Source organism: Zavarzinella formosa DSM 19928 (assembly GCF_000255705.1).
Classification (GTDB): domain Bacteria; phylum Planctomycetota; class Planctomycetia; order Gemmatales; family Gemmataceae; genus Zavarzinella; species Zavarzinella formosa.
Map to the genome: position 1 here is coordinate 156,009 of NZ_JH636452.1, position 26,509 is coordinate 182,517.

The following is a 26,509-nucleotide window of genomic DNA, read 5'->3' on the forward strand; positions in this document are numbered from 1 at the left end:
GGACTATACACATAACCGATGATCGGAATGCTAAAGACAATGTGAACCCAGCGAAGAATCGAACGTTTGATGGCAGTGTTCATAATTCGTTTGTAAATCCAGATATCGGAAAGTCCGCATTGTCTGCTCTGGCCCTGGCGAATGCGTTTGCATTTCGGGCCAAATGCAGTCACACGTGTCACAAAAACCGCAAAGCGAATTCGCTCAGGCGTAGCCGCCCAATTCGCGGATTTCGATCACGTTGTCCCCCGGACATTCTTTGGCGATGGCGACGGCCGCATCGTAGTTGTCGGCTTGGATCAGGCTGAAACTGGCGACGAATTCCTTGGCTTCGACATAGGGGCCATCGGTCACGATTCCCTCTTTGAGGAGCCGCCCGCTCGGTTTTAACCCGTCGCCGCCGGGCATGATCGACGCGCTGAACTTCTGCATCCAAGCATACCATTGGCCCCCCAGAACTTGCATTTCCTCCGGAGACGGCCGCGATTGGGGATCGGTGGAATGGCGAAAGATAAACAGATACTTCGGCATGAGACGGTTCTCCAGAAGGTTTTCACAGATACGGGCGGGGACTTTTCCCCGCCTTGTGTGACTACAACGAACAAGCGTTGACGGTTCGGACACCGATTTGGCAAAAATGCCGAAATATGTTCGCAAGGCGACTTTGCCGGGCCGGACGGTTGCTCCGGTTGCGATGGCCGGGCCGGCATCCTCGCAAATTCGGCCGCATTTGCTGTTGTCCGCAAAGCGGCCGAGTAGAGGTTATCGTCGGCCGAATCGGGCCTTGGTCGGGTCCGTTCGGTCGGCGCCTTGAACCCCGAGCATCCATCCCGGATACTCCGGCGGCAGGGCACTTGCCTCGTCGAGTCGTTGAATTTCGTCCGGAGTCAGTTGGAAGCCCACGGCCGCCAAGTTATCCGTCAACTGGTCGAGTCGCTTGGCCCCGATGATGATCGACGTGACCACAGGCTTGGCCAGGAGCCATGCCAGCGAGATCCGGGCCGCGCTGCACCCTCGCGCCTGCGCCATCGGTGCCATCACATCGAGAATCTTCCACGCCCGCTCTTTGTCCACGACAGGGAAGTCAAACTCGCTGCGGCGGGAATCCGCTGGCTTTTGGTTGTCCCGGCTGAACTTCCCGGACAGCAAGCCGCCGGCCAGCGGACTCCAGACGAGCAGGCCGACTTTTTCGGCTTCCAGCAGGGGAACGATTTCCCGTTCAAGTTCGCGGCTGGCGATCGAATAGTAAGCTTGAAGTGTGTCGAAACGGGCCAGATTCTTGAATTCGGAGATACCGAGGGCCTTGGCGATTTTCCATGCCTGCCAGTTCGAGCAGCCGATATAGCGGACTTTCCCTTGCTGCACGAGGGTGTCGAGGGCGCGGAGCGTTTCTTCAACCGGGGTGACGGCGTCGTTGGCATGGATTTGGTACAGGTCGATATGGTCGGTCTGCAACCGGTGGAGACTGGCCTCCACTCCGTCCATGATGTGGCCGCGCGAGGCGCCAATGTCGTTTCGGCCCGGACCGACTCGCCCGTAAACCTTCGTCGCGATGACAATATCCTTGCGGGCGACGTTGAGATTCTTCAGCGATTGCCCGAGAATCTTTTCGCTCTCGCCCTCGGTGTACACGTCGGCCGTGTCAAAGAAATTGATGCCAGCCTCGATCGATGTCTTGACAAGGGCGTCGGCGTCAGCCTGTCCCTGGGCGCCGATCATCTTGAAGAGCCCTCGGCCATCGCCGAAGGTCATGGTCCCGAAGCAGAGCTTTGAGACCAACAGGCCCGTGCCGCCGAGTGTGGTGTATTCCATGCCGTCTCCTTGATCGAAACGAATGTCGAAAGATTCAGACCAAAACATCATAGGTAGGACGGCGTCACCAGTGCCTCTACTGCTCGCAACGACAGGAAGATTCGCCCGGCTGCTGATGGTGGTTTGGCCCGAACATGGTTGGCCGGGGATGACTCTTTCTCAGATGTAACGTGTATAACGATGTCACGCGAGGAGACTGGTCCATGCGACATGAGAAATTGCTTGGCGAGGCGATTGCCGTCATCCATGAGTTTCTAACTGCCGGGGAATGCGGCCTGTTGATTGACCGGGCCGAGGGGGCGGGGTTTCAACTCGCCGGAGTCGGCGGCCACCAGCACGAATCCATCGCCACCCATATCCGCAACAACGACCGGGCAACTATCACAGACCCGGAACTTGCGGCGTTCTTATGGGAACGCTTTGCCCCGTTCGCCCCGGAGCAAATTCGCGGGTGGAAGCCCTTCGGGCTGGACCCCCGAATGCGGTTCTACCGCTACGACGCGGGTCAACGATTCGCCCCCCATTACGATGGCAGCACCATCTGGGAAGACGGCGCCCGCAGTTGGCTGACGTTCATGGTCTACCTGAGCGGCGGGACGGTCGGCGGCGAAACCCTTTTCCGACCCGCCGGGATTGCCGTCGTCCCGGAGGCGGGCAAGGCGTTGATCTTTGAACATCACATTCTTCACGAAGGCTCGGCCGTCGTCGGGGGCCGCAAGTATGTCGTGCGGTCTGATGTGATGTGCCGGTTGTGAGCGCCGTCGGCTTATTCGACGATCACCAGCGGCTTCCCGATCACGTCCATTCGCGGCGTGATACCCAGCCCCGGTGCCAACGAAGCGGCTAACCGGCCGTTCTGGCGTTTCGGGGCGCCGTCGGCGAAATCGACGGTCACGTAGCTGTTAAAATCGGTCGAGCTGAACAGGAATTCCGTCGGCGTGCTGTGGGCCAGATGGGAGATGGCCGCCGTCACGATGTCACCGCCCCAACTGTCTTCGAGGGTCATCGCCACGCCGAGGGACACGCACAAATCGCGGGCTTGCTTCGCCTTCGTCAGCCCGCCGAACTTGCTGATCTTGATGTTCACCACGTCCATCGCCTGGTCGGCATGGCCGCGCAACAGGACATCCATGCCGTCGATCACTTCGTCCAGCACGAACGGATGATCGGTATGCTTGCGAACCGTCAGGCATTCCTCATAAGTGAGGCAGGGCTGTTCGATGTATACATCCACATCCTGCACGGCCTTCACCACCCGCAAGGCGTCGTGCATCAGCCAGCCGGTGTTGGCGTCGGCCACCAGCCGATCCCCCGGCCGAAGTTCGGCCGCGACGGCTTTGATGCGTTCCACGTCCACGTCGGCCGCCCCGCCGACTTTGAGCTGGAACCGCCGATAACCCTCGGCCCGATAACCCGCCACCTTCGCGGCCATCTGCTCCGGGGATTCTTGGGAAATGGCCCGATAGAGGCCGACATCATCGCCGTAGCGCCCGCCGAGCAACACGCAGACGGGCTGGTTTGCCGCCTTGCCGAGAAGATCCCAACAGGCCATGTCGATGCCGGATTTCACATAAGCGTGCCCCTTGAGGGCGGCATCCATCCGGCGGTTGAGTTTGCCAAGCTCCAGCGCGTTTTCACCCAACAAGTGCGGCCCGAGTTCCGCCAGCCCCGACCGCACCCCGGCCGCGTAAGCCGGCAGATAAAACGGCCCGAGCGGGCACACCTCGCCCCATCCGGTCAGCCCGGTGTCGGTGTCCACGCGAATGATGGTGCTGTCAAAAACATTGACCGCCTTGCCGCCGGACCATTTGTAACTGCCCTCTTTGAGAGGAAGGTCAACCCGATAAGCCGAGAGTCGTGTGATGCGCATTCGTTGCCCGATGGTTGTGGGAGTTTACAAGGCAACTGTGTCCTTAATGCAAATTCAACTGCCATGTTGTGTGACATTCTCAAGAGCCCCACTGCGTCAGCGGTGGGGGTGGCCGCCACTCACCGGAAGCCACCCCCACCGCTGACGCAGTGGGGCTCTTGAGAATCATTTGCAACTGTTGCCGCTTGGTTTTGTATTAATCGTGTTCCTCGGCCTTCGCTGCTTTCTCCATTTTCTTCCTCGGCAACCGCACGCGGAAGGTCGAACCCTTCCCGAGCGTTGATTCGCAAGAGATCGTCCCGCCGTGGGCTTCGACGATGCTTTTACAAATGGCAAGGCCGAGGCCGGTGCCGCCGGTGGAGCGGGTGCGGGCTTTGTCCACGCGGTAGAACCGCTCGAAGATCCGGCGGCGGTCTTCGGGGCCGATGCCCGGCCCGGAGTCCTTCACGCTCAGCACGGCGTCCGTCCCGTCGAGTTTCACTTTGACGCGAACTTGCCCGCCGGGTTTGTTGTACTGGATCGCGTTGGCAATCAAGTTCCCGGCCACTTGGGCGAGCGCCACCGCGTCGGCGGAAACCGGGACGGGGACAAAGTCGGTCGTCAAAGTCACTTCTTTTTCAACCGCCAGCGGTTTCAACTGGGCGATCACCTCGGCCACCACCCGTTCGAGGGCGACGGGCGAGCGGGTTCCCCCCGGCAGACCGGCGTCCGCGCGGGCGAGCAGAAGCAGGCGTTCCACCAAGTCGGTCATCCGGGTCGCGGCCCGCAGGCAGGCTTCGATGGCCAGTCGGTATTCCTCGGGAGTTCGCGCGCGGGAGAGGGTGAGTTCCGCCTGCGACTTGATGACCGCCAGCGGCGTGCGAAGCTCATGCGAGGCATCGGCGGTGAAACGGGCCTGCCGGTCAAACGCTCCTTGGAGGCGGTCGAAAGCCTCGTTCAACACATCGGCCAGTTCGGCCAGTTCGGTGTCCACATTCGACGTGTCGATTCGCTCGGTAAGACTCACCCCGGAGATTCGAGAAGCGGTCGCGGCGATGGCCGAGATCGGCCGGAGGATTCGCCGGGAGATGAGCCACCCGCCGAGCAGGCCGACCGCCAGCACGACGGCGCCGGTTCCGATCAGCCGCCAGATGAACGCGGTCAGTTCGGCCGGGACATTGCCGCTGTCCCGGCCGACGAGAATCGTCGATGCGTTTGGGCCGCGTCCCAGCCGTTCCCGATACGGGCCGCGAAAATACGTGACCGCCTCTCCGGCGACCGACGGCATCACTTCCTCGCCGGGAGGGAGGTCGCTTCCCTTGATAAGGGTTCCGTTCGGCCGCCAGACGGCAAAGTAAGTGGGCGTCCCTTCGCCGGCCTGTCTCGGCGGGCCGGGGAGATTCAGACTGTTCAGCAATCGTTCGCGATTGGGGCCGTCCGGTGGGTCGTTCCACTTGGGCGACTGGGGATCGTTCCACTTGGGGAATTCGTTCTTCTTCGGCGGCGGACCCTCGCCTTTTTTGGGGGGCGGTTGCTTTTTGGGCGGCGGGGCCGGAGGCGGTTCGCCGTTGAATTCGTGGGGAGGAAAGAGCCGCAGAGAGGCTTCCAAACCGGCGGCGGTCGATTCCAGATGGGCATCAAGTTCGGCAAGGCGGGCGGCGCGCACCTCGTAGTAAAGCAGCACGGCAAACCCGCCGACCACTCCCGTCAGCACGGCCGCGTACCAGATCAGCAAGCGCAAACGGATGGATTTAACCATCAACCACATACCCCTGTCCCCGCCGGGTGGCGATGAAATCCCGGCCGAGTTTTTTGCGAATGTTCATCACATGAACCTCCACGAGATTGGACAACGAGTCGTCCGTCTCGTCGAAAATGTGATCGTAAATCTGCGTCTTGGTGACGACCTCCCCCCGGCGGCTGGCGAGCATTTCCAAGATGGCATACTCGCGGGCCGTGAGGACGATGGCCAACCCGGCTTGAGTGACCGTCCGCCGGGCGGTGTCGATGATGACATCGCCCATTTCGATCTTCGAGTCCCCCCGCCCGGCCGAGCGGCGAATCAATGCCCGGACCCGAGCCAAGACTTCGGCAAGATTAAATGGCTTGACCACATAATCATCTGCCCCGACATCCAATCCCCTGATGCGGTCGGTGATGGCATCACGGGCCGTCAGGACCAACACCGGCGTGGTCTTCTTTTTTCGCAGTTGAGTCAATACTTCCCAACCATTGAGGCCGGGAAGCATCATGTCGAGCAGGATCGCGTCATAATCCCACGCGTTCGCCTTGTACAACCCATCCGGCCCGTCCCCGGCCTCATCCACGGCGTATCCCTCTTCGCGGAGAGCTTGGGCCAGCACTCGCCGAAGTTCGGGTTCGTCCTCGACGACCAACATACGCATCGGGAAATCTCAAAAGGCAACCTAACCCCCCGACCCCCTTCCCTAAGAAGGAAGGGGGAGCAAGTGGGCGAAAATCGTCTTCAAGTAGGTCAGCCTTTCTAGGCTGACAGGTCTGTCAGCCTAGAAAGGCTGACCTACTTTCTCAGAACCATCCACCCACTTGCTCCCCCTTCCTTCTTAGGGAAGGGGGACGGGGGGTTAGGTCGCACGCCAGCGATTTTTCTCACACTCTCAACTTCATGCTTCCTAAATCAAAGCCCATCACGATGGTGTCGCCGCTGACAATCGAAATCGGCCGGTCCGGCGAGGTGGTGGGGACGACTCCTTGCGGCAACACCTGTCGCACCGTGTAACGGCCGGTGCGCAGGCCGTCGGCGACGGTGAATTTGTAATTGCCCCGCGCGTCGGTGACTTTGGTGGCGACGACTTCGTTGGTGGACAGGTCCACCAGTTGCACGGTGATTCCGGCCAGTCCGATCTCCGGCCCGTTCAGGCGGCCGTCGCCGTTCCGGTCGCCGAAGGCCCGGCCGGAGATTTCGGCCTTGAAGAAGAAGGTGTTTCGTTGCACCGTCGTCAGGGAGGTGTCGAGACGAATCAGCCCGGCGAGGGTGGTTCCTTCCAGTTGTTGCAGTTGCGCGCCGCTGAATTCTCGTTGATACCAGAAGCGGTCGCCATCCCTCAATCTTGAGAATTGATCGGTGATAATGGCCTTGAGCGTCGGCCCGACACTGCCGCCGGGGACGTGTTTCTCGGCCAATACCCCGATCCAGAGATCGATATTGTTCACGTTGCCGTAAAGCTGTTTGAGTTTCGCCTGCGTGGCCGGATCGTTGGTGATCTGATTGAAATTCGTGACCTTTGGAAGATGGTAAGCGGCTCGTGTGGTGTTGTAATCCGAGAGGCCGTGATCACGGCCGCGCTGGATGTTCAAACTGGCCAGGTCCATGCCGCCGGAACCGGGGGCGCCGAACAGGAAGTTCCGCACGCTGTCCACCACCTTCGTGTCCACCTCGGAGGAGGGATCGGAGGCGAGATATTTCAAGACGGGGTCGATGCCGTTGGTCTTCACCAGTTCCGGATTGAAGAACGAATCCGCCAGCGAAACCGTGTCAGCCACTTTTTGACCGTCATTCCCGAGGAAGTCGATGTCGTCCCCCAGCAGACTGTGGCCAAACCGGAAACCGGCGGCCGCGAATTCGTTGGCAATGCCAGGGTTCACCTTGGGATTGTATCCCCGATAAGCGGGAATTGGCGTCCCCAGCAAAGCGGGGAGCCATTCCTTGTAAGTGATGACTTGAATCTCGGCGATCACCCACGCGCGGGCTTGTTGGTAAACGTCCTCATCGCTCAGTTTCGGGTTCACCCGGCTGATCTGGGCGGCCATGCGGTTGTGTTCCCGGACGAACAGCGTTTGCATGCTGGTCAGTTCCGGGTTCTCGTCCACACGAGTATCCCCGGCGACAAAGAAGCCGGTGTTGTCTGTCGGCAACAGGTTGCCAGCGCTGGTTTTCATCTGGCCGCCGACCATCGTTCGCAGTGACGCGGCCGTCGCCGCATCCGACCCGTAGACCATCGAACCGTCGAGCCAGGCGGTGATGGAATTGATCTGCTGACGCGGGTTGCCGGGGGCGGTGCCCGTGGCGGGGTCGTAGGCGGATCGTGTTAGCGGAATGGTTTGCGTTCCGGTTCCGGTGGGATCGAAAGAAGGATCGCCGGTTGGCACGGGGACGGGGAAGTCTCCCGTTCCCGTGGGCGTGAGGTCGAGATCGTGATCGATGAATTGGCCCCATGCGTAAATCATCGCGGAGAGTTGCCGGTCACTGACAATGTCCTGCCCGGCCTGATCGGACAGGACATTGCTCACTTCGCGGGCGCTCGGCCGGCTGGCCCCGGCGGGACTGGAGACGCCGTCGGCATAAGCGGCCGGGGCGTTGCGAAGAAAATCAACACCGGCCGTGCCCCAATTGGGGTTGGCGATGTTGTTGCCCGTGCCGTCGATGGGACGGACGGCCAGCGCGGCGGGAACGGTGCGATCTTCCATACTCTCCACTCGCAGGGTGGTTCGCCGGACGATACGGACGGACGGTTTGGCCTTCCTGAAATGGGCCAGTGCGTGGAACGGCTTCATCAGACACCTCGAAAAGACATGAGTAAGTGACGGGTGCGGCCGGACATCAGCCCGAACCGTGCGGACACTTTACCGAGGCTTGGCTGAAGCCAACGTGAAGAGGTGAGAAAATGATGAGGGAAAATCGAACGGTTTTTGATTTCTTCTTTGCGTTCTTTGCGGCTTTGTGCGAGGCATTCTTCTTCTGTCGATGATGGCTGACGGCGAGACTATTCACGACTTGTATGGAATTCCGTTGGCCTCCAGCCACATCGCGGCCTCCTTCGCCAGCCATTTCAGGTGGAAGCCATGCCACGCATCCTCAATGCCGAATTGATGAATGGCCGCCCTGAAGCGTCCGAAGGCCCCTCGCCCGCTGATGGCCGCCAGCAAGTCCTGTTGTCTTCGGCCCGAACAATGCGTCAGGCAAAATTGTTCCATGACCCGGTGATCCTCATGGCTGCCTCGTCGCGGCAACTCCAGCCAATCCGGAGACCCGAGAATTTCCCGGAGGCGGCGAATCGCCTCCCTTTCCCACTCGGGTGACTTTTCATCGTCGTTCCCTATTGCCTTGTCGATTTGCTCGTCCATCCCGCCATACAATTCGCCGGTATGCCTGTTCAAGAAAGCATGCGCCTCGCCCGCCCCAAGCAACTCCATCTCATCAACAACCGACTGTAATGTGATGATGGCGGCCATGAGATTCTCGTCTTTCCAATGTTGAGGACAGCATTGCATGGTCAGTTATGTTTATTGTGCCATAACCGCCCCGCCAGTTCGCTGGTCGCCGCCACCACCGCCGGCAAATCGCAACGATACAACCATGAGCCGCTGAAGCTGTTCAATTCGACCAGCCACAACTGGCCGGCCGATTCGCACACGTCCAGCATGAACACCGGGTCGGGCCGCCATTTTACTTCGGCAAGCATCGACTCGGCAAACGACTTCACCGCCGCCGGGCAATCCGGCGTGATCGACCGAGCGCCATTTACGGCATATTGTCCGCCCGAGATCACCCGGTCGCCGACCACCACCAGACGCCATTCGCGGTCAATCGGTTGCGGGGCGGCAATGACGACCAGCGTGGCCGGGTCATATCGGGTCGGAGCGAGAGCGGTGGCAAACGCCGCCTGATCCACGCATCGGCCGACAAACAATTTGAGACAACTCGTCGGCCGGACAAACACCTGCTCCTCGCGGCCGAACACCGAAAATAACCAATCACGCTGGCGAATGGCCTCGACACCCGGCATCATCACGTATTGCTGATTCAACAGATAGCGGCCAAAACGGGCATAGTAAGTCACGCAATCCAAGTTCTCGGCCGAACACCAAGCCCCCAGTGTCCAATCGTGATGAAGCAAGATTTGTTGCGCAAACGGATAGGTTCCGTATCCGATGACACACGCACCCGGCTCCAAAACTTGTCCTCCGGCAATGACCGGACTGGCCCCTTTCCGGAGAGCCTGATGGGGCACAATTTCAGCGACCATCCCCTGCCGCCGGATCTCGCCCAACAGTGGAGCAGCCTCCTCCCCGTAGACCCCGGCCTCGATCAGCCACACCGGACGCATTCGCTTCTCCGATTGTCCGCCTTCATGATTTCTCTTCTTTGCGGCTTTGCGCGAGATATGCTTCTTCCGCCCGACGCTCGACCGCCCGGATCAGATGTGGCCGCCCGGATGTGGCCGCCATCGCCAACACCTCTTCCGGGCACTCGGGTTGACGCACAATGACCGCCATCATGGCGCCGCCCATGCCTTGGTCGGCGTCGGTCGCACCCAGTTCGTAGAGGGCAATCGCCAGTTCGGGGGACAGCGGTTGTTTCGCGGCCAAGAATTCACAGAAGGCCCGGTAGCGGTAGTGTTCGGGGTTGTTGTCTTCGCCCTTGTCCCACTCGGCCCTCGCCCGTTCGAGGAATGCGGCATCCGCCACCCCGAAGGCGTGCCATGCGGGGGTGAAGCCGAGTCGTTCTCCGAAATCAGTGGTGTCAGACAAATTTTCTTCCATAGCCAGTCAGGTTTTACGATGGCTGGCGGCGATTGGTCAGGCGGTCGCAACAAGCAGATACGAAACATCGGTGCGGATCTTGGACGGATCGTTGTTCCATTCGTCGATCCAGTGGCCGTAAGTCTCCCAGCTGGGACCGGCGAGCGCGTGGCCGTTGTCGCGGCACCATCGGAGAATCGCCTCGTGCGCCCCGTGGAGCAGGCCGTATGGCCCATAATGAGTCGTCGAGGCAACGAGTCCCGCCGGGGTGGCCGAGCGGACCACTTCACCGTGCCCGGCAAACGGGGTGTCCAGTTCGACGCCCACTTCAAGATTGATCTGGCCATCCAGATAAACCGCGACATGCCGGCCGGCTCCGGTGATTTGCTGTGAGCGGATGACCCCCCACACCAAGCCGCAGGCGGCGGGAACCACTTTGGAAAGCTCCCCGCTTTTCGCGAGACGGCGCACCACCGCCAGCGGACGTCCGCTGAGTTGTTCGAGTCGGATATCGTATTCCATGCCGTTGTCCGGTGATGTTTCAGTTTTCCAGAACACTCCGCAGGCTAACCCGCCGGAATGTGTCTGTCAAAGTCATTCGCGGCGGATTCTATCACTCCGACATCAAGAGAAAGATGAAATAAGGCGGTGAAGAGGTTTGGCAAATCTTCCGGACAACCTTAAACAGCTTGTGACAAAAGACATCCCCGGCCTGACAGGCCTTGCCGTGGGTCGTGGCTTCCGTGTAGAGCAATTCCAACGGTCAGACTGGAACGCCTGATCTGTGTCCTCCCGAGTATTTTGGTTTGGGTCATGGCTTTTATGAAAATCCTTCTCACCAACGACGATGGCATTGATGCCCCCGGTCTTCAGGCTCTGCTTGCGGCGTTGCCCGCCGGGTGGATGCCGATTGTCATCGCCCCGGTCGGACCGCAGTCTGGTTGTTCGCACTCGGCCACCACGGGACGGGGGGTGCGGATCGAGGAGCGGGGAGAGAATCGTTACGCCATCCACGGCACGCCGGTCGATTGCGTCCGGCTTGGATTGCACACCATTGCCCCGGATGTGAAATGGATTCTCTCCGGGGTGAACCACGGCGGCAATCTCGGGGCCGACGTGCATTACTCCGGCACGGTGGCCGCCGCCCGCGAGGGGGCGATCCACTCGAAACCCGGCATCTCGTTCTCGCATTACAAGAAGAAAACCCGCGAGTTTGACTGGCACAATATCACCCGTTACACGCAACGCCTGCTCGCGGAACTCATGTCCCGCCCGCTGGAAGTCGGCGAATTCTGGAACGTGAATTATCCACATCTTGGCGCTGAAGAACCCGCTCCCCGACTGGTGGACTGCATCACCGACCGCCACCCTTTGCCGCTGGACTATATCCCGGACGCCGTCGGCCTGCTTTACAGCGGCGACTACCACAACCGGGCAAGGGCCAAGGGTTCCGACGTGGATGTGTGCTTCGGCGGGAATATCGCCGTGGCGAAGTTGTCGATTTGATGTTCAGGGCGCCCAAACAACTCCGGGTCGGCCAAAAATAATGTTCATCGGAAGTGTTCGTCCTTTGGGTCTGCCCCGAGCGCGTCGAGGGGGCCGGCCCGGCGGACCCAGGCGCTTGTTCGCCAGTTGTCCGGGCCTTCGTCAACCGGCCAGATTCCGGGAACTTTCAGCCGGTAATGTCGGCCAAGGCCCGTCACGAACGGTTCGTACAAGGCTCGCAATTCGGCCAGTTTGGCCCGAGTCGTCTCGTCGTCCCGAACCACCACGCCGGCCGCGCGAATTTCCGTCAAAAGTTCAGCCAGTCTCGCGTCCGAGAGCCGGTCCTCTGCCGAGGGAGCCGGCGGCCGACGGATGACCAAGCCGAGATCCACCACGGTGTGCCGGGCCATTGCGAAAGTCAGCCGGGCTTGGGCGCGGCTGCCGCGATCCACCACCGTGAGCAACAAGGCGGCGGTGTCAAGAACGCAGGTCAGAGCAGCCAGCCAGGATTGGTTGTCATGCTGGCTCCGATAGTGACCCAGAACCGGAAATGACAGATGGGCTTCGAGTATCTCGGCCGCCCATCGCTCGGCCTCGGCCAGAAAGCCGGTCATGCACGAACCACCGTCTTCTGTCGGCGGTGTCCGCAACAACAACCGCCCGGCCGCCGGAGGGGAACCGGCTCGGGCGTCGAGGAGGGCGATGAAAACTTCGCGTCGGCCGAAGGCTTGGTAAAGAACCGGCAGATAGCCGACCACCACGGCGAAGAAGCCAAACCCGGTCGCGGCTTCCACAACGGCCAACGTCCGAGCGAACGGGGTGGACGGTGTGAGGTCTCCGTATCCGAGCGTGGTGAACGTCGTGCCGCTGAGGTACAAACCGTCGGCAAATCCCCCTTCTCTCGGGGCGATGCCGTGGTGGGTCATTCCGAATCCGACAATCAGGGCCGCCGCCCACACGGCGAAGAGAACGAGTAACGAAAGGGGGCCAAACAGGCTCAGAAAGGTCTGCCGCTGTCGGCCAACCGGGAAGATGAAGGCAACCGTCGCCCAAGCCCGCCATGTGTGGCGGTAGTAAAAGCTGGTGAACCGGAACGGGCGAACCACCCTGCGAGGCAGGACAAGAGCCTCGAACGCTTCCGTCATCACGAACAGAACAAGGGCGAGGCCAAAAACGACCGCAGCGGAATGCATCAGGCAGGCTCCGGCAACGCACCCGACGGGATCGCCCCGCCCGAGACCGATCTTACTGCTCTACGACATGAATAGGCGCCGATCATATTGAGAGACCGACGCCGGGCTTCCTCCAGATCATTCATAGGGCCGCCGTCGGGGGGGCGTCTTGATCCGGGGGGTTCGATTCGCGGAGGATCTCGTAATACGAAAACACATCCTCGCATTTTTCCTTTGCATCTTCACCCAAGTCCACCCTCACCTGATCCCGTTCCTTCCAGATCGCATACACGCGGGCCACCCGGCCACCATGTTTGCGAGTCAGAATGAGGACGTAATCTCCGATTTGATAAGGAGCGCCGTTCGCGAGTCCTTGAGAATGGTAGAGTGGCGCCAGAATTGGCCATCCCGCGATGACCGCACCATACCACCCGACTGCCCATGAAAGAACCATCACCCCCGCGAACATCATCGGATTCAGCCAATCATCGAACAACCAAATCAGCGGGCTGGTCCGCCAGCACACCGCGAGCGGCACAGACAGAGGAACCACCCCCATCCAAATCTTGATCGGCCAGAGATTCGCGATGAATTGTCGCATCTGTTGCCCTCCGCCGGTGATCCGGGAAAACGTGACAGCCCTTTCGGTCTTTCTTAAACAGCGATTTTCATTGAAGTTGTGGAGGCGGCTTGCAATCAACGCGGGGTCTCCTGATGAGAATTTTTAGTGAGTTGGCTGACTCTGTCAGAACGTTGATTGACTTGAGATTCGCATCAATATAATGAGATTATGGTGCGTGTAAGATTATTGTTCTTGATCGAGATTGAGTCTCTTTCCTGCTTAAGACAAATGAATCATGAAGCCGCCGGGAGCAACGAATAACGTTTCGCATCAAGATGGCATTTGCCAAGAGTACCATGAATGGTTGTCCGGCTGGCACGTCCAGTACGGCGAACAAGCGACGTTTTTCAAATGATCTCCCCGTGATCGGAGCAAACAGTCATGGTTCAGTTGCGATGCGTATGCCTCTTGTTGATGGTTGCCCCCGTGGCTCTCGCCGGGGACTGGCCGCAATGGCTTGGCCCCAAGCGGGATGGCGGGACCGACGAAAAAGTGAAGGCTTGGGAGGAAGCCCCCAAGGTTCTTTGGAAGCTCCCCGTCGGGGCCGGGCATAGCGTTCCGGTGGTGGCTGATGGCCGCGTTTTCGTTCATGCCCAATTGCCGGGCAAGGAGGCCGAGGAAGTGATTGCTGTCGATGCCACGACCGGCAAGGAAATCTGGCGGCAAAATTACACTCGCGCCCCATACAAGAGCGTGCTAAACACCGGGCCGCAATCAACGCCCGTGGTTTCCGGCGGCAAGCTGTTTACCTTCGGGATCACCGGCGTGCTGACTTGCTTCGATGCTTCCGGCGGCAAGCAACTTTGGCAGACCGATGTTTACAAGACCTTCAAGGCTGACCTGCCCCGGTTCGGCGTCTGTTGTTCGCCGCTGGTTGTCGGCAACCGCGTGCTTGTTCCCGTCGGCGGCAAGGGGGCGGGCGTGGTCGCCTTTGACACCGAGAAGGGTGCCGTCCAATGGCAGGCCCTCGACGACCCGGCCAGCACGGCCTCCCCGGTATTGGTCGCCGGGATTAACGGGCCGGATGTCGTGTTCATGACGAGTCTGCGGTTGGTCGCCCTCAATCCGCTCGACGGCGAAGTGAGTTGGGAATATCCGCTCGTGTTCCAACCGGCCGGGGCGTCGCCCACGCCCTTGGTCGTTGGGGACAAGCTGTTCGCCAGCACAATGACGAACGGAACAACGGCCATCCGCATCGGCAAGAAAGAAGACAAGCCCGCCGCCGATCAGGTGTGGCAGGAGAAGGAGATGAAGGGATACTTCTCCTCCGGCACTTCGGCCAACAAGGAACGGCTGTACCTGATTACCAACACCCTGAAGCCGATTCCCTCCGCCGCCCTGACCTGCGTGGATTTGAAAACCGGCAAACAATTGTGGGCAAGGCGGGGAGTCGGCTATTTTCACGCCGCCCCGCTTCGCACTGGCGACGGCAATTTGCTGGTGCTGAGCGACAGCGGCAGCCTGACGCTCGTGGCCGATGACCCCAAGGAATACCGTGAACTTGCCCGCGCCAAGGTTTGCGGCGGCACACTGACGGGCATGGCGTTTTCGGACGGAAAACTCTTCGTCCGCGACGCCAAGGAAGTGACCGCCCTCCGTTTGAATGACTGACGCTTGAATCCCACCCACGCCCTGTTCATTTTTATTTCACACCCTGTGAGAAGGCCCCGCCATGTTGCGAGCTATTGATTCCCGCCGTCGGAAGGCGTTTACCCTGATCGAACTGTTGGTGGTGATCGCCATCATCGCCATCCTGATCGGGCTGTTATTGCCCGCCGTTCAAAAGATCCGCGAAGCCGCGAACCGGATGAAATGCTCCAACAACATGAAACAACTGGGGCTGGCTTATCACAATTATGAATCCTCCAACGGTGGCCTGGCTCCGTATGCGATCCAGCCGGACCCGGCGAACTTTGCCGGGACGGCCGCGCTGGCGCAAAAGACCGTGGGCTGGGGCGTGCCGCTGCTGAGCTACTTGGAACAAAACGCATTGTCCCAGAACTACAACGTCAACTCGTACTTTTACTCGGCCGGCGCCAACCAAACGGGTTCCAACACGCATCTGAAAATGATGCAATGCCCGTCCACTCCCACGCAGGACAGGCTTTACACGGCCAAGAGCAGCTTTGCGGCCCTGACCGGGTTGCCTGACACGTGGACGGCGTCGGCCGCCGATTACACGCCGGTTTCCAACGTCAACACCACGCTCCAAACGACGGCCGGCATCAGCCCGACCAGTTCCACCAGTTATGCCGGGGCGTTGCAACTAAACGTCGTCTCCCCATTCTCGAACATCACGGATGGCACGTCGAACACAATCCTGCTGGCCGAGGCCGCTGGCCGGCCGCAAGTGTGGCAGAACGGCAAACTCGGGACAACAGACTTGGGCACGCCAACCAAGACCGGCAACGATCTCGGATCGGCCGCCAGCCCGTGGACGGACCGCTACGGCGGCGGTTGGGCCGACGCCTCTGCCGGCGGTTACACGATCAAGGGAAGCGCCCAAGACGGGTCCTACGCCAGCGCCGGCGGATCGTGCCTCATGAACTGCAACAACGACTTGGGACTGTACAGCTTCCACACCGGCGGGATTAACACGCTGATGTGCGACGGCTCCGTTCGATTTGTCCGCTCCAGCGTCACGCCTGTCAGTTTCATTGCGGCGGTCAGTCGCAGCGGCGGCGAAGCTCGCGGGCTTGATAATTGAACAAGCGGGCTTGTTTCAAGATGTTTACGACGGGCTTGGGCGGGTGAGAACGGGAGTTTGAAGATGCGTTCTTTGGTGTTGGGCGGCTTGTTGGGCATTCTCATGATCGCCCTCACCGGATGCGGCGACGGCAAGCCGACGTTGTATCCAGTATCCGGTCAGATCAATGTGAAGGGGAAAGGGGCGGGCTTTGCCCATGTCGTTTTCCACCCGGACCAAGTGAACGACAAAATCCCCCGGCCTTACGCGAAAACCGACGCGGATGGCAAATTCACCCTGACAACTTACACCACCGGGGATGGCGCACCGGCCGGCAGTTATAAGGTGACGGTCACTTGGCGGCCTGTTCCCAAAAGTTCCACGGAAGCCGACGGGCCGGACAAGCTCAATGGCCGCTATGCGGACGCGGCCACCTCCAAAACAAGCGTAACGGTCGATAAGAAACCAACGGTTCTTGAACCGATCAACCTGGATTAACGTGAGCATCGCACCCGGTCTTGCCCCGCAACAATCGCCAAGAACCATCATCAGTCTCCCGTTCTATTACGGGTGGGTCGTGCTGGTGATGGCGTCCTTCGCAATGACGGCGACCCTTCCGGGACGCACTCACGGCCTCGGCCTCATCACCAAACCAATCCTTGATGATTCGGCTTTCAACATCACGGAGGTGGGCTTCACCACCATCAACATGTGGGCCGTCATCGTTGGCGGGGCGTTCTGCATTCCCATTGGCCGGTTGATCGACCGTTTTGGCGTGCGGGTCGCGCTCGTCGGGGTGTCGGCCGCGTTGGGGTTGTCGGTGTTGTTGATGGCCGGGTCGATTTCCCTCGTCATGTTGGTTGTGTCGCTTACGCTGGTTCGTGGTTTCGGGCAAGGGGCGTTGTCGGTCGTCAGCATGGCAATGGTCGGCAAATGGTTTACCCGCCGAATCGGCTTGGCGATGGCAGTGTTCACCGTGTTGTTGTCCATCGGGTTCATCGCCTCGACCCTTGGCGTCGGCGGGGCGGTCGAAAAATTCGGCTGGCGGCCGGTGTGGAACGGCGTCGGCTTGGTTTTGCTGCTCGGGCTGGCACCGCTTGGCTGGCTGTTGGTGCGCCGCACGCCGGAATCGGTCGGATTGCCGCCGGATGCACCCGAAGAAGCCATAATCGCTGAGCCATCGCTTGATTTGCCGCTGTCGGCCGCCCTGTGCTCCGTGGCGTTCTGGACATTCACATTGTCAGCTTCGCTTTACAACCTGATCTGGTCGGCGATTACGCTGTTAAGCAAGCCAATGATGGCTGAGCGGGGACTGGACGATGAAACTTATCTGACCGTCATGTCGATGATGGTTGCCGGGGGGCTTCCCGCCAACCTCGTCTGCGGCTGGCTGGCCCGCCGGGTCAGTCTTGGCTTGTTATTGTTCGTCGGCATGACCGCCCTTGCGGGGTCGCTGGTGGCTTTCCCGCATGTGGCGAACAACATGCATGCGGTTCTCTATGGCCTCGGGTTGGGCGTTGCCGGGGGGATCGTCACGGTGGTGTTCTTCTCGATCAACGCCGCCGCTTTTGGCCGACTCCATCTGGGGGCGATTCAAGGGACGGCGCAAGTTGTTTCGGTCATCGCCTCGGCCATCGGGCCGGTGATTGCCGCCGTGGTGCGGGATCAGACCGGTTCGTCGGCCGCGATGTTTTATGCCTGCGCCCCGCTGGCCGTGTTGCTCGGTTTGGTTGCCTGGGTGGCTCCGTTGCCGAAACGGGGTTTGGAGGAAATTTCCAAATGACGACATTTCACCTGTCGCTGAACGTGACCGACCTCACGCGGTCGGTGGAGTTCTACCAGCAATTTTTCGGCCTGCCCCCGGCCAAACGGCATGATGATTACGCCAAGTTCGAGCTGCCCGACCCGCCGGTGATCTTTTCGTTGGTGCCACACCCGCCCGGTTCGGGGTGTTCGTTGAGCCATGTCGGCCTGCGGATGCCGCACACGGCGGCCGTCCATGCCTATGCCGAGCGGTTGGAGGCCGCCGGGATTTGCACGCAAGCCCAAGACGGAACCGTCTGTGGCTATGCCAGACAAAACAAGGCATGGGCCAAAGACCCGGACGGCAATTTCTGGGAGATTTACCACGTCGAGGAAGAAGTCGATCCGATCATCGTCCGCAAGAGCGTTGAAGGAAAAGCGGCTCGGCTCGATCTGCTGCCGGAACCGCCGTCCATCGGCCCGGTGATCTGGGAACATTACCTGACCAACCCGGACCCGGAAAAGATTCCTCATCCAGATGGCACGGTGGACGAAGTTCGCCTGACCGGAACCTTCAACGCGAATTTTGACCAGGCCAGCCGGCTGGCCGTTGTGCGGGAGGCAGCCCGCGTTTTGAAACCCGGTGGCCGGGTGGTTACTCATGGTTTGATGGCCAACAAGCCGTTTCCGGGATCGCAGCCAAAACTCTCGGGACTGGCGGCGATGGTTTCGCGCGTGCCGCTTCCGGACGAAGTCTTTGAGGCATTTCGCTCGGCCGGGTTTATCAATCTGCAACTGGTGAAGCACACCGAAAAACCGTGGTTCACCCACGACGGCGTGGAAATGCGGGAAGTAAAAGTGATCGGCTGGAAACCAGCTTCGGCGCCCGCCGATGAAACCCGGCCGTTGGTATACAAAGGGCCGTTCGCCTCGATCACGGCTGATGGCGGCCATGCCTTTGCCCGCGGACAACGAACGACCGTTCCCATGTCGCTCTGGCAGCAATTGCGGCTCGGGCCGTCGGCCGAGAGTTTTCTGTTTCTTGAACCCGGAACCGGAGAGGCGTGCGGCTCATGAGCGTCCAAATCGAAGAAGCCCCGGCGGTAACCGCCACGGGCGTCCGGTTTCATCTCGGGTTGCATTCGAGCGACCTTGGCCGATCGGTGCGATTTTATGAAACGCTGCTCGGCGCCCCGCCGGTGAAGAACCTGCCCGACTATGTCCGCTTTGAAATCGCCGACCCGCCTCTGGTGGTCGCCCTGTATCCGAATCCGCAAGTTCCCGGCGGGGCGTTGAACCATGTCGGCCTGCGATTGGACAGCAGCGAGTCTTTGGTGGAACTGCAACGACGGTTGGAAGAGCAGGGGATCTCCACTCAACGACAAGAAGGCGTCGAGTGTTGCTATTCCCGCCAGACGAAGTTCTGGGTGACTGACCCGGACAAGACGCTTTGGGAAATCTACACACTGGAAGAAGACATCGACCATTCCGGCTTTGACGATGCCCCGGTGAAAGCTGCCGCCGTGGAAGCCATCTGGCAACACCGGATCACCGATCCCATCCCGGCCGTCATTCCGCACGGCGACGACAGCCTTGATGAAGTAATCTTGGAAGGAACATTCAACGCGATTCTTCCCGAGGGAGCGCTGACCCGCCTGTTGGGGGAGATTCGCCGGACATTGAAACCGGGGGGCCGGATTGCCGTTCACGGACTCGTCGGGGACAAGCCTTTCCCCGGCGCCCCGAAACTTCCCGGCATGGCCTCGCTGGTGCGGCGGGTTCCGGTGGAGACGGAAGCCCTTGAAATGCTGCTGGCCGCCGGGTTTGGTTCGCTGGCATTTGACAAACTCGGGGACATTCATTGCTTCCGGGTGAACGGGGTGGAATTGCGAGAAATGCGGCTCGCCGGTCGCAAGGCGGTGAAGGAAACGGCGTCGGCACTCGTCTTATACAAAGGGCCGTTTGAGCAAGTCGTCGCCGAGGATGGCACGACCCTGCGACGCGGAGTGGCCGTGCGAGTGAGCGGCGAACTGGCCGGGCTTTTGCGGGTCGGCTCGGCCGATCAGTTCTCATTCCTTCCGGAGTGACACTGGACACGATTCCACCGATGAGGGAGAATCACGGGATGCGAACCGTTCACTTACTTTCCGTGCTGGTGCTGATTGCCGCCGTTGGTTCGGCAACCGCCGGGTCGCCGGACCCGCAAATTCTGGCCGACCGGATCGATCAGCATCTCAGTGCCCGGTTCAAGGAAGAAAAGGCCGAGCCTTCAGGCAAGGCGGACGATGCCGAATTTCTTCGCCGGGCTTTTCTGGACATCGCCGGCCGCATTCCCGCCCCCTGCGATGTGCATGAGTTTTTGGCCGATTCTTCACCGGATAAACGCCGTCGGTTGATTGACGAATTGCTGGATTCTCCTCGATATGCCACCCACTTTGCCGATGTCTGGCGCACTCAGTTAATCCCCGAGGTCTTGGCCAGCGCCGAGGCCCGATACTTCCAGCCGGGTTTTGAGGCATGGCTCCGGCAACGACTCCGGGCAGGCGTCGCCTACGATGCGATGGTGCGAGAACTTCTGACCATCCCCATCGCCGGGGTGCGGCAATCTCCTGAGTCTGTCTTCCGCGATCCGGAACGGCCGAACCCGCTGGCGTTCTTCGCCGTAAAAGACGCTCGGCCGGAAAATCTGGCCTCCACGACAACGCGGATGTTTCTCGGCATCCAGATCGAATGCGCTCAATGCCACAATCACCCGTTCGCCCGCTGGAGCCGAGAACAGTTTTGGAATCAGGCGGCGTTTTTCGCGGGCATCGAACGCGAGGGGGACGGCCTCTTCGCCCCGTTAAGCGAGGACACGGAACGGCATGACCTGATGCCGACCGATGGCAAGAAGAAAGTGCGGGCCTTGTTGCTTGATGGCAAAGAACCGGCGTGGAAGCCGAAGGCCAGCCCGCGAGCCGCCTTGGCCGATTGGGTGACCTCGCCGGAAAATCCTTATTTCGCCCGTGCGACCGTCAACCGATTGTGGGGGAACTTCTTCGGAATTGGCATCGTCGAACCGGTGGATGACTTCAACGACGAGAATCCCCCGAGCCACCCCGAATTGCTGGACGATCTGGCGAAAGCGTTCGTCGAGAGCAAGTTCGATGTGCGGCATGTCATTCGGGGCATCACGCTCAGCAAGGCGTACAACCGGACCAGTGCCCGAACCCACCCAAGCCAGGACGACCCCCGCTTGTTTGCCCGCATGGGCTTGAAGGGGCTGACCGGCGAACAATTCTTCGACAGCCTTGCGCTGGCGACCGGATACCGGGATCGGGTCGCTGACCGGGGGGCCTTTGGCCGCAATGCCGGGACGCCTCGCGAGCGTTTTCTGCGGGAGTTTGCCCCGCAAGGGAAGCCATCGGCCCCGGAAACCTCCATCCTCCAAGCCCTGACGATGATGAACGGCCCGTTCGTGACGGCCGCCACCAATGTCGAGAAAAGCAGCACGCTCAAAGTGGTCTGCGAACTGCCGGGCCTGACGTTAAACGAGCGGCTTGAGGCCCTTTATGTGATCGCCCTTGGCCGCAAACCTTCGGATTCCGAGTTGAAGAAATTGGAAGACTACGTCGCCCGGTCGGAGTCCGCCGAGGAACCCCGGCGATTGTCGGATGTGTTTTGGATGTTGCTCAACAGTGCGGAATTTCGGCTGAACCACTGACCATTGCCACCGGGGGAATCCCATGAACAGCCAGTTTTCTCGCCGCGCCTTTTTGGGGACGGCCGGATCGGTCGGCCTCTCGGGTTGGTTGCGGTCGTTCGCCGCCGAAACGACGTTGGACCCGCGCCGCAAGCGGTCGTGCATCGTCCTGTGGATGAGCGGCGGCCCCGCCCAGACGGACACCTTCGACCCCAAGCCGGACCATGCCAACGGCGGGCCGTTCAAGGCCGTCGAAACGGCCGTGCCCGGCATCCGCATCGGTGAACATTTGCCGAAGATCGCAGGGCACATGAAGGAACTGGCCGTCATCCGTTCGATGAAAACGAAGGAAGGCGATCACGGCCGGGCGACCTTCCACCTGCGAACGGGCAACATGCCGCAAGGGGCCATCGAGTTTCCCACGTTTGGCTCGCTGGTCTCCAATGAACGCGCGAATCCCGATTCCGACCTGCCCGCGTATGTCAGCATCACGCCGCGCGGTCTGGCGCCGGACAGCCTGTCGGCGGGTTTCCTCGGGCCGCGACATGCCCCCCTGATTGTCGGCGGGCGCACGACCGAAGTGGGGCTGAACGAAGTGGCCGACGGCGGGCTTCGCGTCGAAAACCTCGCCCGGCCCGGTAGCGTCTCCAAGGATCAGGCAACCGAGCGATTGGAACTCCTGCGGGACATGCAGACGGAGTTTTTGTCCAGCCGCCCCGGCACGGGAACCAAGAGCCATCAAAGCGCCTACGAGCGGGCTTCTCGCCTCATGAGCGATTCGGCGGCGAAAGCATTCGACCTCGGCGGGGAGAAACAAGCCCTCCGCGAACAATACGGCTCTTCCACCTTCGGGCAGGGATGTTTGCTCGCCCGGCGACTGGTGGAACGCGGGGTGCCGTTCGTGGAAGTCGGCCTCGGCGGGTGGGACACGCACGACAATAATTTCAAACAGGTGCAATCTCTTTGCCAGACGCTCGACTCGGCATGGGCAGCCTTGATGACCGATCTGAAAGATCGCGGTTTGCTCGATTCCACGCTCGTTGTCTGGATGGGTGAATTCGGCCGCACACCCGGCATCAATCCCCGGCAGGGGCGTGACCACTACCCGAATGCGTGGAGCATGGTTCTGGGGGGCGGCGGCATCAAAGGCGGGCAGGTCATCGGCAAGACCGGGAAGGATGGCATTGACGTGGAAGAACGCCCCGTCTCTGTCCCCGATCTGCTGGCGACCATCTGCGGCGCCTTGGGCATCGACCAGCAGAAGCAAAACATGTCGAACGTCAGCCGGCCGATTCGCGTGGTCGATCCGTCGGGCAAACCGATCCGCGAGGCGCTGACATGAGGGCAGTCCTCGTGGTGTTCGCCAGTTTCGGTTTGGTTGCCGCCGCGACCGGGGCCGATGGCGTCGATTTGCTGTTGCCCGCCCGTGTGCGCATCGAGGCGACTTCAGACGGCGAAACCGTCGAAGCCCGTTGGTCCGCATTCTTGGACCGGCTTTTCAGCCACTTTGACCGCAATGCCGATGATTCGCTGGATGCGAAGGAAGCCGAAAATGTGTTTTCGCTGCCGCTGCCCGGCAAGAAGAGCATCGCGGCCGACTTCGCCAAAATGGATGCCGACAAGAATAGCAAAATCTCGCGGGCCGAATGGCGGGCGTTTTACCGCGCCGCCGGGTTCGCCCCGGTGGTCTCGCACATCGTCCCGCCGACGCCGGAACAACGGACCACAAGCGAGATCCTGTTCCGGCGACTGGACCGTGACGGTGATGGCAAACTCTCCAAGGACGAACTGGCAAAAGCCCCGGTTCTATTGAAACAACTCGACGCGGATGAAAACGAATCAATCACCATCGCCGAGATTCTGGCCGTTGGCATCCCTGCCGATTTGCCGACGGACCCGGAAAATGTCCGGGCGAATCCCCTTGATGCCAGTGCCGTTGTATTGGGTCGTTTCCAAGTAAAACGCCCGGCCGTTGGCCCTGTCAAAATCACCGCCGTCTCGGACAAACCCGAATTCGTGATCGATCAATCAACGGAATCAACAGTCTTCTTTCGTTGGCCGACCGGCACGGGTCGGCTCGGCCCGGCGACACAAGACCCGGTGGCCCAACTACGGGAGGCGAAAGGCTACTGCCGTTCGGCCTATGAAACCGCCCGAGGATCAAAACCGTTGGTCGAGTGGAAAGCCATCGAGGACGACCCGGCTCATCAAGTTGTCCGGATGATTTTTCCGGCCGCTGACCGCGATGGCAACGGACAGTTGACCACCGTTGAACTGGATCAATTCTTGGACCTCATCGAAGCCGGGGCCACCTGTCAGATCACCATTGAGGCGGTTGATCATGGCCGCAATTTGTTTGTGTTGCTCGATCAAAACGGTGATGGTCGGTTGGGTTTCCAAGAGCTGGCGAACGCAGGCAAAATCATTCACGAAGGAGCCACCCGCCTGACGATTCCGCGCACCGTGCGAATGACTGCAAAAGCCGGGTGCGGCGAATCGACATTTGGCCCGGTGCGGATCGCCTCCCCCAAGCCCGTGACGGCCGAGAAGCCCCCGGCCAAATTCGGCGGCCCGGCTTGGTTCATCGCGATGGACACGAACCAAGATGGCGTCGTCTCCCGCCGCGAGTTCATCGGCCCCCCCGCCGCCTTCGACCGCCTCGACATCGACCACGATGGAACGATCACCCGGAAGGAAGCGGAAGCCGCCGGCAAGAAGCCGTGAATATCCCCCTCAACTGTTTGGAGAACGCGATGCGTTTGCTGCTGATTTTCTGTCTCGCCGCTCTTCCGGTCGCCGTGCGGGCTGACGAGGTGGCCGCCCCCGCCCCGATGCCGTTGCCGACTGTCGTTCCCGCCCCGGTGTCGCCTTCGGTGGACATGTCCGGCAATTGGTCGGGAACCTGGCTCAGCCAGTCGAGCGGCCACAAGGGGCCGTTGAACGGTACCTTCACCAAGATCGACGATAACACTTACGCGGCCAAGTTTCGCGGCCGATTCTTCGCGGTGATCCCGTTCCGCTACAGCGTCAATCTGAACGTGGTCGGCTCGGACCCCGACCACCTGTACCTCTCCGGTTCGTCCCGCCTGCCGCTGTTCGGCACCTTCCAATACTCGGCCGTCGCCACGCCGACGGACTTCAAGGCCGATTACACGGCCAAGCGAGATCGCGGGCAATTCAACCTCCAACGCCGCTGATTTGCTTCGCAATCGCCGAAAACCCGCGCCAGCCGCTTGTCCGACACCGGGCGGGCGGCTTTCATAACGTTTTGATTCACGCGGGGGCCGTCATGCTGGGCGACAAACCGGATTGGAAGCTCAAGGTTCGCGCGTGGGTCGAGAAGGATGGCCGGAAAATCCTCGGCCCCGGTCGGGTGGAGTTGCTTGGCCACATCGACCGCCTTCGCAGCATCTCAGCCGCCGCCAAGCAAATGAATATGTCCTATCGGCGGGCTTGGGGCTTGGTGAAGGACATGAACGAGGCCGCCGGGGGGCCATTGGTCGAAGTCACCACCGGCGGTTCGGGTGGCGGCGGGGCGGTTCTCACCCCGCTCGGCCAACAATCCATCGCCCTTTATCAGCAAATTCTCGACCACCTCGCCAAAGCCGCCTCCGATCTGGAGAAACCGGCTTCCAAGAAATGAAATACTTGTCCGAGTCTTGATCCTTCTCTAAAACACACCCGTTATTCCCGATTGAACATAACGGTATGCGGAGAGTTGTTCATGCGTTCGCGTCGAGGTTTCACGCTCATTGAATTGCTGGTGGTGATCGCCATTATTGCCATCCTGATCGGTCTGTTGCTCCCGGCAGTCCAGAAGATCCGGGCCGCCGCCAACCGGATGTCGTGCAGCAACAACCTGCATCAGATCGCCTTGGGAATCCACAACTACGAATCGACGCTGGGTACGTTTCCAAAGTATCGCCAGTGCGACACCAGCAGCGGCCTCTACGACGCAGATTGCTACTCCCTGACTTCCGCAACCATCTGGACTGGCACCAATGAAATCTGGTGGGCGCCTTACGACAATCGGCCGTCCCCCTCGACCACAACGCTCGCCCAAGGTTCACCGAACCCGGACAACACGTATTCCAACGGCGGTTACCCGGCCGGGTTGCTGTGGCCGTATGTCGAGGGAAACATCAAGATGTTCAAATGCCCGAACGGCTTTGACCCGGCAACCGGGCAGGCTTACCAGTGCAGTTACGGGATGAATTACGTCAACGGCGGCCCGAACGGCAAAAGCCTCGGAACCCTCACCAACGGAAACGGCTCGTCGAACATTCTGGTGGTGTGGGACCACGGCAAAACGCCCGGCTGCGCGGACTCGTCCCACGCGGCGACGGCCGCCAACCCGCGCGGCCCGTGGCCATTCCCGGATACAACCAGTCCCAGAACTCATTACCCGGACCAACGGCACACCAACGTGCTGAACTTCCTGTATTGCGACGGCCATACCGTCGCCATGTCGCAGGATGCGTTGACCCAACTCGGAACGGTGGCATTCTTGGCCAACGGAACGGTTGCCACATTTCCCTGATGCCATTCGTTTCTGGTGATCCGTTACAATGCATGTGCCGGATCACCACCGAGATTCGCGGATGAACATCGTCAAACGGTATCCTTTGCCATTCGTCTTGGTATCCTTGCATACCATTCTTGCAACAGTTGTCGGTGCATTTGTCTGGACCAGCGATGACGGCGAAGCGGGAATGTTGTGGGGTATTTTTTGGTTGATCGATTGGCCGGTTTTCCGGATTGTGGCAAGGATCGATGGCGAGTGGATGTTCTTCGTGGCCTTGATGGCCCTGGGAGGAGTTTGGTGGGCCAATATTGGCTGGGCGATTCATTGGCTCGATGCGGGCCTGCGCTGGACATGGGAGTCATGTCAACACAACATGTCCGGCGTCGGATCAATCGATCAACGAAACTCGTGATTTTGTTTGACAGTGAATGA

The 26,509-nt window shown here is 60.4% G+C and carries 27 protein-coding genes; 15 read left to right on the plus strand and 12 right to left on the minus strand.

Translation table 11 applies throughout. The annotated features are described in order from the left end of the window. Positions 1–204: 204 nt before the first annotated feature. Together BGIM_RS0144345 and BGIM_RS0144350 are read right to left on the minus strand one after the other, a co-directional pair. Positions 205–531: a YciI family protein gene (locus BGIM_RS0144345; RefSeq protein WP_020476024.1), complete on the minus strand. Its 327-nt coding sequence runs from the start codon at positions 529–531 to the stop codon at positions 205–207. Positions 532–762: 231 nt separating this feature from the next. After that, positions 763–1,812: an aldo/keto reductase gene (locus tag BGIM_RS0144350; RefSeq protein ID WP_029631959.1), complete on the minus strand. Its 1,050-nt coding sequence runs from the start codon at positions 1,810–1,812 to the stop codon at positions 763–765. Positions 1,813–2,015: 203 nt separating this feature from the next. Here BGIM_RS0144350 and BGIM_RS0144355 point away from each other — a divergent pair, with 203 nt between their 5' ends. Further along, entirely contained in the window at positions 2,016–2,567 is a 552-nt protein-coding gene (locus tag BGIM_RS0144355) for a 2OG-Fe(II) oxygenase (RefSeq protein WP_020476026.1), read from the plus strand. Positions 2,568–2,578: 11 nt separating this feature from the next. Here the strand turns inward: BGIM_RS0144355 and BGIM_RS0144360 are convergent, their stop codons facing one another. The 8 genes from BGIM_RS0144360 to BGIM_RS0144395 all read right to left on the minus strand — a co-directional run bounded on the left by BGIM_RS0144360 (position 2,579) and on the right by BGIM_RS0144395 (position 10,684). Then, positions 2,579–3,682 (minus strand): cis-3-hydroxy-L-proline dehydratase, encoded by a 1,104-nt coding sequence (locus BGIM_RS0144360; RefSeq protein WP_020476027.1) that lies wholly within the window; start codon positions 3,680–3,682, stop codon positions 2,579–2,581. A gap of 196 nt (positions 3,683–3,878) precedes the next feature. Continuing rightward, positions 3,879–5,420: a sensor histidine kinase gene (locus tag BGIM_RS59420; protein WP_162136353.1), complete on the minus strand. Its 1,542-nt coding sequence runs from the start codon at positions 5,418–5,420 to the stop codon at positions 3,879–3,881. Next, entirely contained in the window at positions 5,413–6,066 is a 654-nt protein-coding gene (locus BGIM_RS0144370; RefSeq protein WP_029631961.1) for a response regulator transcription factor, read from the minus strand. Before BGIM_RS0144370 ends, BGIM_RS59420 begins: the two co-directional genes overlap by 8 nt. Before the next feature lie 223 nt (positions 6,067–6,289). Beyond that, entirely contained in the window at positions 6,290–8,194 is a 1,905-nt protein-coding gene (locus BGIM_RS55850) for a peroxidase family protein (RefSeq protein ID WP_020476030.1), read from the minus strand. A 213-nt stretch (positions 8,195–8,407) separates the two neighbouring features. After that, on the minus strand, positions 8,408–8,872 hold the full coding sequence (locus BGIM_RS0144380; RefSeq protein WP_020476031.1) for a hypothetical protein: 465 nt from the start codon (positions 8,870–8,872) through the stop codon (positions 8,408–8,410). A gap of 41 nt (positions 8,873–8,913) precedes the next feature. Then, the gene (locus BGIM_RS0144385) at positions 8,914–9,747 is read right to left on the minus strand and encodes an ATP-grasp domain-containing protein (protein WP_020476032.1); all 834 of its coding nucleotides are present in this window, start codon (positions 9,745–9,747) and stop codon (positions 8,914–8,916) included. Between the two features lie 22 nt (positions 9,748–9,769). Then, complete coding sequence (locus BGIM_RS0144390) at positions 9,770–10,171, minus strand: hypothetical protein (RefSeq protein ID WP_157369909.1); 402 nt, start codon at positions 10,169–10,171, stop codon at positions 9,770–9,772. 48 nt (positions 10,172–10,219) lie between these two features. After that, the gene (locus BGIM_RS0144395) at positions 10,220–10,684 is read right to left on the minus strand and encodes a GyrI-like domain-containing protein (protein ID WP_020476034.1); all 465 of its coding nucleotides are present in this window, start codon (positions 10,682–10,684) and stop codon (positions 10,220–10,222) included. A gap of 291 nt (positions 10,685–10,975) precedes the next feature. Between BGIM_RS0144395 and surE the strand changes: the two genes are divergently transcribed. Further along, positions 10,976–11,668, plus strand: coding sequence for a 5'/3'-nucleotidase SurE (surE, locus tag BGIM_RS0144405; RefSeq protein ID WP_238537834.1), 693 nt, complete (start codon positions 10,976–10,978; stop codon positions 11,666–11,668). 44 nt (positions 11,669–11,712) lie between these two features. Here surE and BGIM_RS55855 read toward each other — a convergent pair whose 3' ends face one another. Then, positions 11,713–12,840 (minus strand): potassium channel family protein, encoded by a 1,128-nt coding sequence (locus BGIM_RS55855; protein ID WP_020476037.1) that lies wholly within the window; start codon positions 12,838–12,840, stop codon positions 11,713–11,715. Positions 12,841–12,961: 121 nt separating this feature from the next. Beyond that, entirely contained in the window at positions 12,962–13,420 is a 459-nt protein-coding gene (locus BGIM_RS0144415) for a hypothetical protein (RefSeq protein WP_020476038.1), read from the minus strand. A 402-nt stretch (positions 13,421–13,822) separates the two neighbouring features. Here BGIM_RS0144415 and BGIM_RS0144425 point away from each other — a divergent pair, with 402 nt between their 5' ends. The 13 genes from BGIM_RS0144425 to BGIM_RS0144485 all read left to right on the plus strand — a co-directional run bounded on the left by BGIM_RS0144425 (position 13,823) and on the right by BGIM_RS0144485 (position 26,489). After that, positions 13,823–15,052, plus strand: coding sequence for a PQQ-binding-like beta-propeller repeat protein (locus tag BGIM_RS0144425; RefSeq protein ID WP_020476040.1), 1,230 nt, complete (start codon positions 13,823–13,825; stop codon positions 15,050–15,052). Between the two features lie 61 nt (positions 15,053–15,113). Then, positions 15,114–16,148 (plus strand): DUF1559 domain-containing protein, encoded by a 1,035-nt coding sequence (locus BGIM_RS0144430; protein WP_020476041.1) that lies wholly within the window; start codon positions 15,114–15,116, stop codon positions 16,146–16,148. 63 nt (positions 16,149–16,211) lie between these two features. Further along, positions 16,212–16,625: a hypothetical protein gene (locus BGIM_RS55860; RefSeq protein WP_020476042.1), complete on the plus strand. Its 414-nt coding sequence runs from the start codon at positions 16,212–16,214 to the stop codon at positions 16,623–16,625. Position 16,626: 1 nt separating this feature from the next. Further along, entirely contained in the window at positions 16,627–17,910 is a 1,284-nt protein-coding gene (locus BGIM_RS0144440; protein WP_029631975.1) for an MFS transporter, read from the plus strand. Continuing rightward, positions 17,907–18,947 carry an ArsI/CadI family heavy metal resistance metalloenzyme gene (locus tag BGIM_RS59425; protein ID WP_020476044.1) on the plus strand — a complete coding sequence of 347 codons (1,041 nt, stop codon included), beginning with the start codon at positions 17,907–17,909 and terminating at the stop codon, positions 18,945–18,947. Before BGIM_RS0144440 ends, BGIM_RS59425 begins: the two co-directional genes overlap by 4 nt. Next, positions 18,944–19,957, plus strand: coding sequence for an ArsI/CadI family heavy metal resistance metalloenzyme (locus BGIM_RS59430; RefSeq protein WP_020476045.1), 1,014 nt, complete (start codon positions 18,944–18,946; stop codon positions 19,955–19,957). Before BGIM_RS59425 ends, BGIM_RS59430 begins: the two co-directional genes overlap by 4 nt. 38 nt (positions 19,958–19,995) lie before the next feature. Then, positions 19,996–21,573, plus strand: a complete 1,578-nt coding sequence (locus BGIM_RS0144455; RefSeq protein WP_020476046.1) for a DUF1549 and DUF1553 domain-containing protein — start codon at positions 19,996–19,998, stop codon at positions 21,571–21,573. Positions 21,574–21,595: 22 nt separating this feature from the next. Continuing rightward, entirely contained in the window at positions 21,596–22,894 is a 1,299-nt protein-coding gene (locus tag BGIM_RS0144460; RefSeq protein ID WP_020476047.1) for a DUF1501 domain-containing protein, read from the plus strand. Beyond that, complete coding sequence (locus tag BGIM_RS0144465) at positions 22,891–24,276, plus strand: EF-hand domain-containing protein (RefSeq protein ID WP_020476048.1); 1,386 nt, start codon at positions 22,891–22,893, stop codon at positions 24,274–24,276. Before BGIM_RS0144460 ends, BGIM_RS0144465 begins: the two co-directional genes overlap by 4 nt. A 29-nt stretch (positions 24,277–24,305) precedes the next feature. Beyond that, positions 24,306–24,749, plus strand: coding sequence for a hypothetical protein (locus BGIM_RS0144470; protein ID WP_020476049.1), 444 nt, complete (start codon positions 24,306–24,308; stop codon positions 24,747–24,749). Positions 24,750–24,841: 92 nt separating this feature from the next. Next, positions 24,842–25,195: a winged helix-turn-helix domain-containing protein gene (locus tag BGIM_RS0144475; RefSeq protein ID WP_020476050.1), complete on the plus strand. Its 354-nt coding sequence runs from the start codon at positions 24,842–24,844 to the stop codon at positions 25,193–25,195. Between the two features lie 81 nt (positions 25,196–25,276). After that, on the plus strand, positions 25,277–26,092 hold the full coding sequence (locus BGIM_RS66240) for a type II secretion system protein (RefSeq protein ID WP_020476051.1): 816 nt from the start codon (positions 25,277–25,279) through the stop codon (positions 26,090–26,092). A gap of 61 nt (positions 26,093–26,153) precedes the next feature. Then, positions 26,154–26,489 (plus strand): hypothetical protein, encoded by a 336-nt coding sequence (locus BGIM_RS0144485; RefSeq protein ID WP_020476052.1) that lies wholly within the window; start codon positions 26,154–26,156, stop codon positions 26,487–26,489. The last annotated feature ends 20 nt before the right edge of the window (positions 26,490–26,509 follow it).